Below are 13,055 nucleotides of genomic sequence, written 5' to 3' on the forward strand. Positions count from 1 at the left end.
CCGTTGCGGCAGGAGTGCAACGGTACTGCGTTGATGAGGCAAAGATACGAAGAAGAACGGCGCGTCCTCGTCTCCCCCTGAGTTCGCGCCGGGGCGCAGAAAAGGCTAGGGCATCCAACTACCGTTTGGCGTGCGTTGGCTATAACTTTCCCTGCTTGTGGGGTTCACCGGCCGGATCGCGCCACGCGCCGGGGCACCACGAGGCGCACCCCCGTCTCCGGATGCGGCAGCACCTCCACCGGGTGCTGGTAGACCCGGCTCAGCGACTCCTCGGTGAAGACCGCCTCCGGCGGCCCGTCGGCCGCGACCCGGCCGCCGTGCAGCACGGCCGCCCGGTCCGCGTGGGCGGCGGCCAGGCCGAGGTCGTGCAGCACCACGACCACGGCGTCGCCCGCCGCGGCGCGCGCCCGGCAGACGCCGAGCACCAGCTCCTGGTGGCGCAGGTCGAGGGCGGCCGTCGGCTCGTCGAGCAGCAGCAGCGGAGCCCGTTGGGCCAGCACCCTGGCCAGCGCCACCCGGGCGCGTTCGCCGCCGGAGAGCGCCGAGAAGGGCCGCGCCGCGAACGGGGTGACCTCGGTGGCGGCCATCGCCTCGGCGACCGCCGCCTCGTCCTCGTCCTCGGCCGGCGTCCCGGCCCACGGCGCGCGCCCCATCCGCACCACCTCGGCGACGGTGAACGGGAAGGCCAGCGTCGCGGACTGGGGCAACAGGGCGCGGCGCAGCGCGAGTCCGCGCGCGCCCCAGGCGCCCGGCGGGCGGCCGGCGATGGTCAACGTCCCCGCCGCGGGCGGCAGGTCGGCGGCGAGCGCCGCCAACAGCGTGGACTTGCCGGCGCCGTTGGGGCCCACCAGGGCCAGCAGCTCGCCGGCGCGCACGGTGAGGTCGACACCGGTCAGCACGGCGCGGCCGCCGAGGTCGACGCCGAGCGAGACGGCCTCGGCCAGCGGCTCGCCCGGCGCGGGCCTGGCCGGCGGCTCGGGCGCCCTGGCGCGCAGCAGCCGGCCGATCACGCCCAACCCCCCTGCCGGCCACGGGTCCTGCGGAGCAGCCAGAAGAAGAACGGGCTGCCGATCAGCCCGGTGATCACGCCGAGCGGCAGCTCGGCCGGCTCGGCGACGGTGCGGGCGACGAGGTCGGCCGCGAGCAGCACCAGCGCCCCGGCGAGGGCGCTGCCCGGCACCAGGAAGCGGTGCCCGGGACCGGCGACCATGCGCAGCAGGTGCGGCACCACCAGCCCGACGAAGCCGATGACGCCGGCCACCGCCACGGCCGCGGCGGTGAGGAGCGCGACCACCAGGATCAGCGAGACCCGCAACCGCTCGACGTCCACGCCGAGATGACGCGCGGGGCGCTCACCGAGCGCGAGCAGGTCGAGGCGCCGGGCGTAGACGGGCGCGACCAGCAGCCCGAGGGCGGCGCACGGCAGCACCGCGAGCACCTTGGGCCAGGTGGCCTGGGAGAGCGAGCCGAGCTGCCAGAAGGTGATCTGCGAGACCTGGGCGTTGTCGGCGAAGAAGATGAACAGGCCGACGAGCGACATGGCGAAGGCGTTGACGGCGATGCCGGTGAGGATGAGCGTCACCACCTCGCTCCGACCGCCGGACCTGGAGAGCGCGTACACCAGCCCCACCGTGAACAGACCGGTCACGAACGCGAAGACGGTGACCGTCCAGTTGCCGAGGACGTCGATGCCGAACGCGATCGCGGCGACCGCGCCGACGGCGGCACCCGTCGACACGCCGATCACGCCGGGTTCGGCGAGCGGGTTGCCGAAGACGCCCTGCATCAGCGCGCCGGCGCAGCCGAGCGAGGCGCCGACGAGCATCGCCAGCACGACGCGGGGCAGCCGGACGTCCCACAGCACGCTCTCCCCGATCCGGTCGAGCGGCTGCCCACCGAGGTGCAGCCGGTGCCGGACCGACCCGACCAGCTCACCGAGCGGGATCTCGTACGCCCCGACCGCCGCGGCCAGCGTCGCGACCGCGACGAGCGCGACGAGCAGCACCGCCCCCCCCCACCCACCCCTCCGCGCCGGCGCGCCCCCGGCGGAGCCGGCGGGGGCTTCCGCTTCGCCGGTCGCCCGTGCGGAGCGGGGCGGGTGCCCCGGCGTAGCCGCGCTGGCGGCACCTGCCGCACCGGCCGGCCAACCGACGCTGTCGGCTTCGGCGACGTGCGGCCGTGCATCCGTGCCGGCTTCGCGGGCTGCTCGGCGGGCGTCGCCCGTGCCGCCCCGGAGAGGTTCCGCTTTGCCGGTCGCTCGTGCGAAGTTAGGCGACGCCGGCCGAGCGGTTCCTTCGCCTTCCGCGGCAGGGTCGGACGGCTGCGCCGCCAAGGCGCCCGGCTCCGCCGGCCCCTGGGCGCCGGCCGGCCGCACCCCCGCGCCTTCGGCGCTCGCCGCACCGGCGGCGGGCCCGGCGGCCGCCTCCGCGCCTGCGGCGCGGGGCGTGGTTTCCCGCGCGCCTTCGGCGCGCATGGCCTGTCCGGGCCGAGGACGTCTCATCGGGCGGAGCCCGTCTCGTGGATCTGGGTGGTGAGGGAGGCCAGCACCTGGTCCGTGCGGGGGCCGTAGTTGAGGAGCATGCCGTCCTCGACGCTGGCGACGCGGCGGTCCATGCCGGCGGGGGTCTGGGCGACGCCGGGGAGTTCGAGGAGGCCGTCGACGCCGCCGACCGATTCGAGGCCCTTGGTCATCACCAGGATCACGTCCGGTGCCGCGGCGACCAGCGCCTCGCTCGTGATGGGGGTGAAGTCCCGGTCGAGGCCCGAGTCCGCGCCCGCGTCGATGCCGCCGGCGGCCTCGATCAGCGAGGTCGCGCCGGACTCGGCGCCGCCGATCAGGTAGACGGAGGCCGAGCCGCGCAGGTAGAGGAAGGCCACGCGCGGCCGGTCGCCGTCCGCCGGGAGGTCGCGCTGGACGGCCGCGATCCGGTCCGCCGTGCGGGAGTTGAGCTCCGCGCCGGCGGCCGGCACGCCGAGCGCCGCGGCCACCGCTTCGATCCTGGTCGCCACGGAGTCCAGGTCGAGCGCCGCGTCGAGCACCACCACCGGTACGCCGGCGGAGCGGATCTGGTCGACGGCCTCTGCGGGCCCGCTCGTCGACTCGGCCAGCACCACGTCGGGCCGCAGCGACAGCACGCTCTCGGCCGAGACATCGTGGCCCCTGGTGACCACCGGCAACTCCGCCGCCTGCTCGAACGTGGCCGTGACGTCGCGGGCCATCACCCGCTCGCCGAGCCCGAGCGTGAAGACGATCTCGGAGATCGAGCCGGAGAGCGGCACGATGCGCTCGGCGGACTCCACGGTCACCCGCTCGCCGTCCGCCGAGTCGACCGTCACCGGGAGCTGAGGCGTGGGCGGCGGCCCGGACAGCGGCTCCACCTGGTCGACGACGGTCTCCACCACGGTGGCGGACGGTCCGTCGCCCCCCGGGGCGGCGGCCGAGCCGCCGCAGGCGGCCAGCGCCGGCAGCAGGAGCAGCACGCCGAGAACGGCCGTCAGGGGACCAGCTCGCTTCATGTCTCCGCACCTCTCCCTGCTTCTTCCGGGCGTGGCCATCTGTCGCCGAGACTTAGGTTAGCCTAACCTCAGTCGTCGCCCCTGGTTGTCGGGAGGGTCCCTTCGATGCTGTCCAGGATGCTGCCCGGACATCCGCGCCCACGCGCCCTGTTGTCGCTCGCCACGCTCGTGCCGCTGCTGCTCGCGCCGCTCGCGCTGTCGCTCGCGCCGCTCTCCGGCGTCGCGCACGCCGCCGAACGCGCCGTGGCCGGCGGCCGGCTGGACTGGGGCATCCGTTCGTCGTTCCAGAGCTATGTCACGGGCCCGATCGCCGGCGGCAGTTGGACGCTGAGCGGCGGCGCCGCGACCGTCGGCCAGAGCCAGTTCCGCTTCCACTCGGCGAGCGGCGACTACGACCCGGAGACCGGCGCCCTCACCGCCGGCTACTCGGGCGGCGTCCGCTTTGTCGGGCACCAACAGGACGACGGCTCGTACGAGTTGGACCTCACCATCAGCAACCCCACGGTCAGCGTCGCCGGCAGCTCCGGCACCCTCTACGCCGACATGCGCAGCAAAGCACGCGGCAGCGGCGAGATCACCGAGTCGACGCAGGTGCCGCTGGCCACGCTCGACCTGACCGGCGTCGACCTGCGCGGCGGCACCCGGATCGCCGTCTCCGCCATCCCCGCCACCCTCACCGCCGAGGGCGCGACCGCCTTCGCCGGCTACTACCAGGCGGGCGACGCCCTCGACCCCGTGACGCTCACCGCCGACACCGAGGACCCAGCGCCGGCGCCGACCGATCCCGAGCCCGAGGAGCCCACGGAAGAGCCGGCCGAACCGAGCGATGACGAGGGCGAGTTCGCCGACGCCGTGGTCGACTGGGGCGTCCGCCGCACCTTCCGCGAGTACGTCACCGGCGAGATCGCGGCCGGCGGATGGACGCTCACCGACGGCGCACAGGACGGCGGCGCGCTCTTCAGGTTCCCGGCGGGTCGGGGCACCGCGGACCCCGAAGCCGGCACGCTCCAGGCCGAGTTCGACGGCGCCGTCACCTTCACCGGCACCGACCTCGACCTCACCCTCGGCGGCGTGACCGTCTCCGTCGCGGACGGCACCGGCACCCTGGCCGCCGACATCACCGCGAGCGACCAGGCCCAGGAGGAGGACCTGCCGCTGGTCACCTTCGCCGCCGAGCCCGAGCGACTGGCCCCCCGCGACGGCCTGATCCTGCTGAGCGAGGTGCCGGCCCAACTGACCGAGGAGGGCGCGGCGGCCTTCGGCGGCCTCTACCAGCCCGGCACCGAGATGGACCCGATCACCCTCGCCGTCGCCCTCGACCCCGACGCCGAACTGCCCGCCCTGCCCGACCTGGGCAGCGAACCCACCGCCGCGGCCGAGCCGGCGACCGAAGAACCGTACGCCGACCAGGAGTCCGTCCAGGCCGAGGACGACGACGGCGGCACCTCGACCCGCACCCTGTTCGCGATCGTCGCCGGGCTCCTACTCGCCCTGGCCGCCCTCGCGTTCGGCATCCTGCGCCGCAACCGCCGCGCAGGGCCGCAGACAACGACCGACACCACCCCTTCCGAGGAGACAGACCCCGCATGAGGCCCACCAGACCCCTGCTGCTCGCGGCGGCCACCGCCACCGTGCTGAGCGTCACCTCCCTGGCCGCCCCGGCGCTCGCCGAGGACGGCGGCACCGACGCCCCCACGACCTCGGCCATCGGCCTCACCGACGGCACGCTCGACTGGGGCGTCAAGGAGTCCTTCCGCCGCTACATCAGCGGCCCGATCGCCGGCGGCAGCATCACCGTCGCCGACGGCGCCGAGACCAACGACGACGGCGGCTACCGCTTCACCGAGGGCACCGGCACCTACGACCCGACCACCCACGCGGTGGACACCGGCTTCGACGGCAGCGTCCACTTCCTGGGCCACGGCGGCGAGTTGGACCTGAAACTGGCCGAACTGCGGGTCGTCACCGAGGGCACCACGGGATCGATCGTCGCGGACGTCACGGTCGCCGGCACCACCACCGAGGACGTCGAGTTCGCCAGCCTCGACCTGTCGGCCGTCGCGCCGGGCCGGGGCGAGGGCGGCGCCATGGTCTTCGAGGACATCCCGGCCACCCTCACCGAGGACGGCGCCGAGGCGTTCGAGTACCACGGCACCCCGATGTACCAGCCGGGCACCGCGCTCGACGCCGCCACGCTGACCGTGACCCCGGTCGCCGAGGAGCCCGAGGAGCCCGAGGAGCCGGGCGCCCCCGAGGAGCCCGGCACCCCGGAACAGCCCGGCACGCCCCAGGAACCGGAGCAGCCCGGCGCCCCCGAGGGGCCGCAGAACCCCGCGCCCGAGGAGCCGGAGAACCCCGAGGACCCCGGCACCCAGGACCCGGACACCCAGGACCCCGACACCTCCGGCACCGTCCAGGAGGGCCGGCTCGACTGGGGCGTCAAGGAGTCCTTCCGGAGCTATGTGACCGGCCCGATCGCGGGCGGCGACGTCGAACTCTCCGGCGGCGCCACCGAGATCGCCGACGGCTACCGCTTCCCGGCCGCCGGTGGCGAGTTCGACCCCGAGGCGCCCGCCCTGGACGCCGAGTTCACCGGCGGCGTCCGCTTCCTCGGCCACGAGGGCGCGCTCGACCTGCGGTTCAGCGAACTCGCCATCGAGATCGACGGTACCGAGGGCGAGTTGATCGCCGACGTGTCGTCGAAGGACCGCACCAGCGGTGAGGTCACCGAGTACGACGCCCTCACCGTCGCCGAACTCGACATCCCCGCCGACGCGTTGAACCCGGTCGACGACGTCCTCACGCTCGACGCGGTGCCCGCCACGCTCACCGCCGACGGCGCCGAGGCGTTCGGCGGCTTCTACTCGGCCGGCGAGGAGCTCGACCCCGTCACCGTCACCGTCGCCCTCGTCGAGGGCGCCGACCTCGGCGACGACAACCGGAACGACGACGACGGCGACGACACTGGCGGGCCGAGCACCCAGACCGGCGCCCGCGGCGGCGCCACCGGTGGCGCCCTCGCCAGCACGGGCGCCAGCGGCGACCTGCCGGCCGCCCTCGGCACCGCCGCCGCCCTGACCGCGATCGGCGCGCTGGCCTACGGGGCCACCCGCCGACGCCTCACGCCGGAGAGCTGACGGTCCGGCTCTCCCCGGGGGCCGCGCCGCCCGCCACCATCGCCACCACCAGGGCGGTCGGCGCGGCCCTCACCAACCGTCCGCGCGGACCGTGGCCTCCAGCACGTCCAGGAACGCCCGCACCGGGCGGGCCGCCGGCGGCGCGCCGTAGATCGCCACCGACACCCGCCGCCGGTCGCCGGGCAGCCGGTCGGTCACCACGCCCACGTTCCGATGGGCCTGGAGCGCGAGACCCGGCAGCACGCTCACCCCGAGCCCGGCGGCCACCAGCGCCTGCACCGCCACGTGGTCGTCGGTCTCGAAGGTGATCCGCGGCGTGAACCCGGCCCGCTCGCACACCGACACCAGGTGCTCCCGGCACCGCTCGCAGCCGGCGATCCAGCTCTGCTCGGCGTGCGTGCCGAGCTCGCTGCGCGGTCCCGGCCAGCGCCGGCCGCGCGCCGTGACCAGATACAGCGGCTCGTCCAGCAGCGGCGTCACCGTCGTGTTCCGCCGGTCGCCGCGCACCGGATCGTCGTGCTCGAAGATCAACGCCGCGTCCACGTCCGCGTTGCGCAGCGCGGTCAGCGCCTCGGGCGGCTCGGCCTCGGTCAGCGCCAGCTCGACCCTCGGATGCTCGGCCGCCAGCCGGGCCGCGGCGGCCGGCACCAGCGTGGCCAGCGCCGAAGGGAACGCGGCCAGCCGCACCCGCCCGGCGCGCAGGCCGGCGTGCGCGGCCAGCTCGGCGCGCGCGGACTCCACCTGCCCCAGGATCTCCTCGGCGCGCGCCACCAGCAGCCGGCCGGCCTCGGTGAGGATCACGCCCCGCCCGGCCCGCCGTATCAGCACCACGCCGACCTCGGCCTCCAGCTTGGCCAGGTGATGGCTGACCGACGGCTGGGCGTAGTGCAGCGCCTCGGCGGCCGCCGTCACGGAGCCCTCACGGGCGACGGCGACCAGCACGCGGAGCCGGGTCAGGTCGAGCACAGGCAAATCATAGGCAATATCGATACTTCCAGAGAAAACAAGCATTGGATCTATCGGTCACCGCCGTGCCACGGTGCTCGCATGGCCGTTCTCTCCCCGCCCGCCCAGGCACCCACCATCACCGACGCGCTGCGCGCCCGCCGGCTGCTCGCGGACCACCTGCCGCCGACCCCGATGTGGTCCTACCCGGCGCTCGACGCGGCCGCGGGCCACGGCACCACCGTCCTGGTCAAGCACGAGAACACCCAGCCGACCGGCGCCTTCAAGGTGCGCGGCGGCCTCACGCTCCTCGCCGGCATGGACGCGGCCGAACGCGCCCGCGGCATCGTCGGCTACTCCACCGGCAACCACGCCCAGTCCCTGGCCTACGCGGCCGCCAGGTTCGGGGCGCCCTGCGTGATCGTCATGCCGGTCGAACCCAACCCGGCCAAGGCGCGGGCCGTGCGGGCGCTCGGCGCCGAACTGATCGAGGCCGGCGCCGACCTCGGCGAGGCGGCGGCGCACGCGGAGCGGGTGGCCGCCGAGCGGGGCATGCGGCTGGTCAGCGCGGCCGACGAACCGGACCTGATCGCCGGCGTCGCGACCGTCTACCTGGAGATCTTCGACCAGGCCCCCGACCTGGACGCGCTCATCGTCCCCGTCGGCGGCGGCAGCGGCGCGGCGGCCGCCTGCCTGGTGGCGGCCGCGGTCGCCCCACGATGTCGCGTCTACGCCGTCCAGTCCGCGGCCGCGCCCGCCGCGCACGACTCCTGGCACGCCGGCCGCCTCCTCACCCGCCCCATCCGCACCCGCGTCGAGGGCCTGGCCACCGGCGCCGGCTTCGACCTCACCCAGCGGATCATGCGGGACCACCTGACCGACTTCCTGCTGGTCGACGACGACACGATCGCCGACGCCCAGTGGCGGCTGATGCGCGACGCCCACACTCTCGCCGAAGGCGCCGGCGCGACGGCCCTCGCCGGCCTCCTGGCCCACCCCACCCATTTCACCGCCCGCCGCGTCGCCATCGTCTGCACGGGCGCGAACGCGAGCGAGTCCGAACTCCGCGCAACCCCCTGGCGGGGGCAAGGCCCCGAAGGGACCTCCGCCCCCACGAACTGAGGCCGGCCGAGGGCCCCGACAACTGCGGGGACCGGCCGCGAGGGCCGGACGACCGGCCAGGCCTCGGAGGAGCCCGGCTCAGGCACCCGCAGGGCGGTCTGAGGGGCCTCGCCCCTCCCACCCCGTCGCCTACCGGGCGCGGGTCCCCGCCAAAGCGGCGGTTCGCCACGCGAACGGCTCAAACCCTCCGACGGCCTCCGCCGCCCGGGACTGGGGTCCCTTCGACGGGCGGCCCGCCTGCCAAGGCGGCGGTTCGCCGCACGGGCGGCTCGAACCCTTCGACGGCCTCCACCGTCCCGGGCAGGGGTGCCTTCGAGGGCCCTCAGCCCGCCAGGGCGGTCCCGCCCCGGCCGTCGCCTGTCGGGGGCGGGCCCCTGCGGGGGCGGCCCGCCCGCCAGGGCGAAGGGTTCGCCGCGCGGGCGGCTCGAACCCTTCGACGGCCTCCGCCGTCCGGGGCAGGGGTGCCTTCGAGGGCCCTCAGCCCGCCAGGGCGGTTCCGCCCGCCAGGGCGACGCGGCAGGATCATGTCACGGCCAGGCCGGGGAGGGCGGCCCCGGGTTAGGGTCGGCGGCGGGTGGTGACCGGCCGGCGATTCGGGGGAGTACGCGGTGGCTGACCTGACGTTCACGCGGGCGGATGTCGAGGCGGAGGCGAAGAAGCAGCCCTGGCAGCGATGCGAGCGGTTCAGCACCGAGATCGATCCCGACGACATGGCCGACACCGCCGCCAGCTACGCCAGGGCGGCCGACGAGGCGCACGGCGCCGGTGAGTTGGCGGCCCGGGCGACGCGCGTCGCCGCCGAGTCCGGCGGGCTCGACGGCGATCACCTGGTCGACGCCGAGGGCCGGATCGTCGAGACGGCCGAAGGGCTCCAGGGCAACGGCGAGGACCTGGACCAGGTGTTGAACCACCTGGTCAGGGCCATGAACCAGGCCATCGACACCCGCGACGAGGTACGCGGCCTGGTGTTCGAGCCCGGCGGGCTCGAAGAGAAGTACCAGCGGCACGTCCAGGCCGCGGTCGACGAGTGGAACGCCTGGCAGGGCGCCCTCACCGACCGCGTCGCGCAGGCCAACCGCGACGGCACCACCCGCACCGCGCTCGGCACGCCCGTCGCCCTCTGGGTGACGCACGGCGGCAAGGGCGTCCTCGCCCGGCCCACCTTCCAGGGCGGCGACCTCGTCTACCACCTGCCGGACGACCTGCCGGGCGAGGTCCGCGCCAAGCACCTGCGCGCCGCGGCCGACGACGCCGGCGCCGCGTACGACGACATCACCGAGGCCATCGACCAGTACACCCGCAAGCTCGCCGAGTGGGGCCAGCTCCTCGAAGGGCTCGGCCTCGACACCACCGGCGGCCCGCTCGACCTGTGGACCTCGCCCACGGTCGCCGAGGTCGCCGCCGAGAGCCTCGCCGAACTGCTGCGCCAGCCGCGCCCCGACCCGGAGCTGCTCGCCCTCTACACCGAGGGGCTCACCCAGATCCTGGAGGGCGCCCCGCGCGGGCTCACCGAGGCGGAGCGCGACTACCTCACGACGTTCTACGGCCGGCTCGACGTCCAGGCGCTCTCCGCGCTCGGCCAGCTCAACTCCGACCTCGACGACCTGGCGGACGGCCCTGGGCGCGACGCGGCCGCCGAGCGGATGCGGGCCGTCGGCCGCGCCCAGGAGGCCGTCGCCAACGGCATCAACGTGCTGACGGACCCCGAGCGCGGCGGGCTCGACGTCGCCACCGAGGCCGGGCGGGCCGCGGTGCCCGCCAGCATCCGTGCCTTCGTCTACGACTACGAGGGCGGCGGCATGTTCCGCACCGACTACCCCGGGCCCACCTTCAGCCCCGCGGAACTGCGCCTGTTCAACGGCTTCGGCGAGCTGATGTCGCACGCGACCACCGCGCCGGGCGACACGTTCGCCAGGGACCTGGCCACCGCGGCCGTCGACATCCAGACCGCCACCTCCACCCAGTACCACCCGATGAGCGTCGAGGTGGTGTCCAACACCGGCAGCAGCGGGCTGCTTGAGGCCGTCTCGCTCAACACCGAGGCCTCGGCCGGGCTGCTCAACGACGGCGACTTCCGTGACCTGTTGCTCCGCCAGGAGTGGGAGGACAGCACCGGCGTCGGCGAGTTGATCCGCAGCGGCACCACCATCCCCGAGGGCGTGGACCACAACGACGCCGCCGCGAAGCCGTACGTGCAGGCGGCGTTCAACCTGCTGTCGGACGTCGACGACCACGACTACTGGATCCTGGTGCCCGAGCACAGCCCACAGGAGGAGCTCGGCCGCTCGGACCACTCGGGGCTGCAACGCGCCATCGGCGACACCGCGTTGCGCTACATGAACATGATCTCCCAGTTCCCCGGCGACGCCGGCTCCCAGTTCCTGGAGCCCAGCAACCCCGACGACCCGAACGCCCGCCGCTTCACCAACCTGTTCGGCCAGGACCACCGCTACGGATTCCAACTCTCCCGCGAGGATCGGCAGGGCCTCTTCGAGCTGATGAACGGCACCATGGACACGGTGCGTTCCGACTTCCGCTCCGGCGTCGGCGAGTGGCAGGCGCTCACCGCCTACCAGGCGTTCAGCTCCGGCACCGGCGAGGCCGCCGCGCTGGAGGCGGTCGGCCGGGTCGCCGGCTTCGTGGAGCACGCCGACATCCGGGCCATCGACAACGGCATCGAGCCCGCCCGGCTCGAGACCAACGTGCTCAACGGCCTGACCAGCGGCGCCGGCGCCGTCGCCACCCTCGCCGGGGCCAGCAACCCGGTGAGCGCCGGGGTCGCGCTCGGCGCCTACGGACTCACCGCCGCCGTGCGCGGCGCGCTCGGGCCGGTGGAGCTGACGCCGCAGCAACTGGCCGAGATCGACGCCATCGAGTCCGGCGACTGGGACGTCAGGGCCCTGGTCGCCCACGCCGCGCTCGCCGCCGACTACGGCAACGCCCAGGAGAACCTCGACCGTTACTACGGCCGGGACAACAGCGCCCTGCCGCGGGCCGGTTCGCCCGACACCGTCTACAGCGACCTCATGAACGCCGTCTCCGAGATCGAGACCAAGAGCTACCCGGGCGCCGAGGAGCGGATCAGCCGCGGGTACGAGGACGCGCTGGGCAAGTAGCGGGCATGATGGGCGCACCAACGGGGGAGGGCGTGTGTTCGGAATCATCAGGCCGTGCCGGCATCGGCTGCCCGACGGCCTCGCCGCCGCGTGGCTCGGCCATCTCTGCGGACTCTGCCTGGCGTTGCGCCGGGTCCACGGCCAGGCCGCGCGGACCGCGACCAACTACGACGGCCTGCTGATATCGGTGCTCCACGACGCCCAGGTGGCGGGGGACACCGGCGACCGCTGGCGGCAGGCCGGGCCCTGCCCGCTGCGCGGCATGCGGAGCGCGTCGGTCGCGGACGGCGCCGGCGCCCAACTCGCCGCGGCCGTCTCGCTGGTGCTGGCCTCGGCCAAGATCCGCGACCATGTGGCCGACGGCGACGGGGTGTTGGCCCGTCGCCCGGTCGCCGCCGCGGCCCGCAGGGTGGCGCGGGTCTGGGACCGGGCGGGGGCCAGGGGCGCGGCGGGTGTCGGCTTCGACACGGCGGTGCTGGTGGAGGCCGTCGACCGGCAGCAGGACGTCGAGGCGCTGGCCGGCCCCGGCACGCCGCTGCTCGCGGTCACCGAACCGACCGAGAGCGCGACGGGCGCCGCGTTCGGCCACACCGCGCTGCTCGCCGGCCGCCCGGCCAACGAGGCGCCGCTCGCCGAGGCCGGCCGCCTCTTCGGCCGGGTGGCCCACCTGCTGGACGCGGTCGAGGACCTGGACGCCGACCGCGCTGCCGGCGCCTGGAACCCGATCGACGCCACCGGCACGCCGCTGCCGGAGGTCAGGCGGCTGTGCGACGACGCGGTGCGGGGCGTCCGACTCGCGCTGCGGGACGTCGACCTCGTCGACGACCGGCTGACCCACGCGCTGCTCGTCCACGAACTGGACCGGGCCGTGGTCCGCGCCTTCGCCGAGGACCCGATGACGCGCCGCCTGCCGCGACGCCGTGGCCTGCTGGCCGGCTGCGCGGAGTGGACGCTGCTGTTCTGCACGTGCCAGGTGTGCTGCCGCAAGGAGTACGAGGACCCGTGGAACGGCAAGAAGCGGCGCGAGGGCTGGTGCCGGAAGTGCGACGACCTCTGCGATTGCTGTGACTGTTGCGACTGCTGTCAGTGCGGCGGTGGTGGTGGCGGTGGTGGCGGCGGTGGCGGCAGCAGCGGTGGTGGTGGGTCGGGCGGTGGCGGTGGCTGCTGCGACGGCTGCTGCTGCGACTGCAGTCCGTGAGGGATTTTCCCCACCCACCCG

At 75.0% G+C, this 13,055-nt stretch carries 9 protein-coding genes; 5 read left to right on the plus strand and 4 right to left on the minus strand.

Annotation, left to right across the window (positions count from 1 at the left end):
* Positions 1-164 precede the first annotated feature (164 nt).
* From RNC47_RS27385 to RNC47_RS27395, 3 genes are all read right to left on the minus strand, one after another.
* The gene (locus tag RNC47_RS27385) at positions 165-1,010 is read right to left on the minus strand and encodes a heme ABC transporter ATP-binding protein (RefSeq protein WP_394814894.1); all 846 of its coding nucleotides are present in this window, start codon (positions 1,008-1,010) and stop codon (positions 165-167) included.
* On the minus strand, positions 1,007-2,005 hold the full coding sequence (locus RNC47_RS27390; protein WP_311602472.1) for a FecCD family ABC transporter permease: 999 nt from the start codon (positions 2,003-2,005) through the stop codon (positions 1,007-1,009). The genes RNC47_RS27385 and RNC47_RS27390 overlap by 4 nt, the downstream gene beginning before the upstream one ends.
* Before the next feature lie 491 nt (positions 2,006-2,496).
* Positions 2,497-3,516 carry a heme/hemin ABC transporter substrate-binding protein gene (locus RNC47_RS27395; protein ID WP_311602474.1) on the minus strand — a complete coding sequence of 340 codons (1,020 nt, stop codon included), beginning with the start codon at positions 3,514-3,516 and terminating at the stop codon, positions 2,497-2,499.
* 105 nt (positions 3,517-3,621) lie between these two features.
* Here RNC47_RS27395 and RNC47_RS27400 point away from each other — a divergent pair, with 105 nt between their 5' ends.
* Together RNC47_RS27400 and RNC47_RS27405 are read left to right on the plus strand one after the other, a co-directional pair.
* Positions 3,622-5,106, plus strand: coding sequence for an HtaA domain-containing protein (locus RNC47_RS27400; protein ID WP_394814895.1), 1,485 nt, complete (start codon positions 3,622-3,624; stop codon positions 5,104-5,106).
* Positions 5,103-6,653 carry an HtaA domain-containing protein gene (locus tag RNC47_RS27405; protein ID WP_311602475.1) on the plus strand — a complete coding sequence of 517 codons (1,551 nt, stop codon included), beginning with the start codon at positions 5,103-5,105 and terminating at the stop codon, positions 6,651-6,653. Before RNC47_RS27400 ends, RNC47_RS27405 begins: the two co-directional genes overlap by 4 nt.
* Before the next feature lie 69 nt (positions 6,654-6,722).
* Here the strand turns inward: RNC47_RS27405 and RNC47_RS27410 are convergent, their stop codons facing one another.
* The gene (locus RNC47_RS27410; protein ID WP_311602477.1) at positions 6,723-7,619 is read right to left on the minus strand and encodes a LysR family transcriptional regulator; all 897 of its coding nucleotides are present in this window, start codon (positions 7,617-7,619) and stop codon (positions 6,723-6,725) included.
* An 81-nt stretch (positions 7,620-7,700) separates the two neighbouring features.
* Here RNC47_RS27410 and RNC47_RS27415 point away from each other — a divergent pair, with 81 nt between their 5' ends.
* The 3 genes from RNC47_RS27415 (at position 7,701) to RNC47_RS27425 (ending at position 13,034) form a co-directional block, all read left to right on the plus strand.
* Positions 7,701-8,720: a threonine ammonia-lyase gene (locus tag RNC47_RS27415; RefSeq protein ID WP_311602480.1), complete on the plus strand. Its 1,020-nt coding sequence runs from the start codon at positions 7,701-7,703 to the stop codon at positions 8,718-8,720.
* Between the two features lie 608 nt (positions 8,721-9,328).
* Positions 9,329-11,836 carry a TPR repeat region-containing protein gene (locus RNC47_RS27420; RefSeq protein WP_311602482.1) on the plus strand — a complete coding sequence of 836 codons (2,508 nt, stop codon included), beginning with the start codon at positions 9,329-9,331 and terminating at the stop codon, positions 11,834-11,836.
* Positions 11,837-11,870: 34 nt separating this feature from the next.
* On the plus strand, positions 11,871-13,034 hold the full coding sequence (locus tag RNC47_RS27425; protein WP_311602484.1) for a DUF5685 family protein: 1,164 nt from the start codon (positions 11,871-11,873) through the stop codon (positions 13,032-13,034).
* Positions 13,035-13,055: the final 21 nt, after the last annotated feature.

It is taken from the genome of Streptomyces millisiae (assembly GCF_031845425.1).
Classification (GTDB): Bacteria; Actinomycetota; Actinomycetes; order Streptomycetales; family Streptomycetaceae; genus Streptomyces; species Streptomyces millisiae.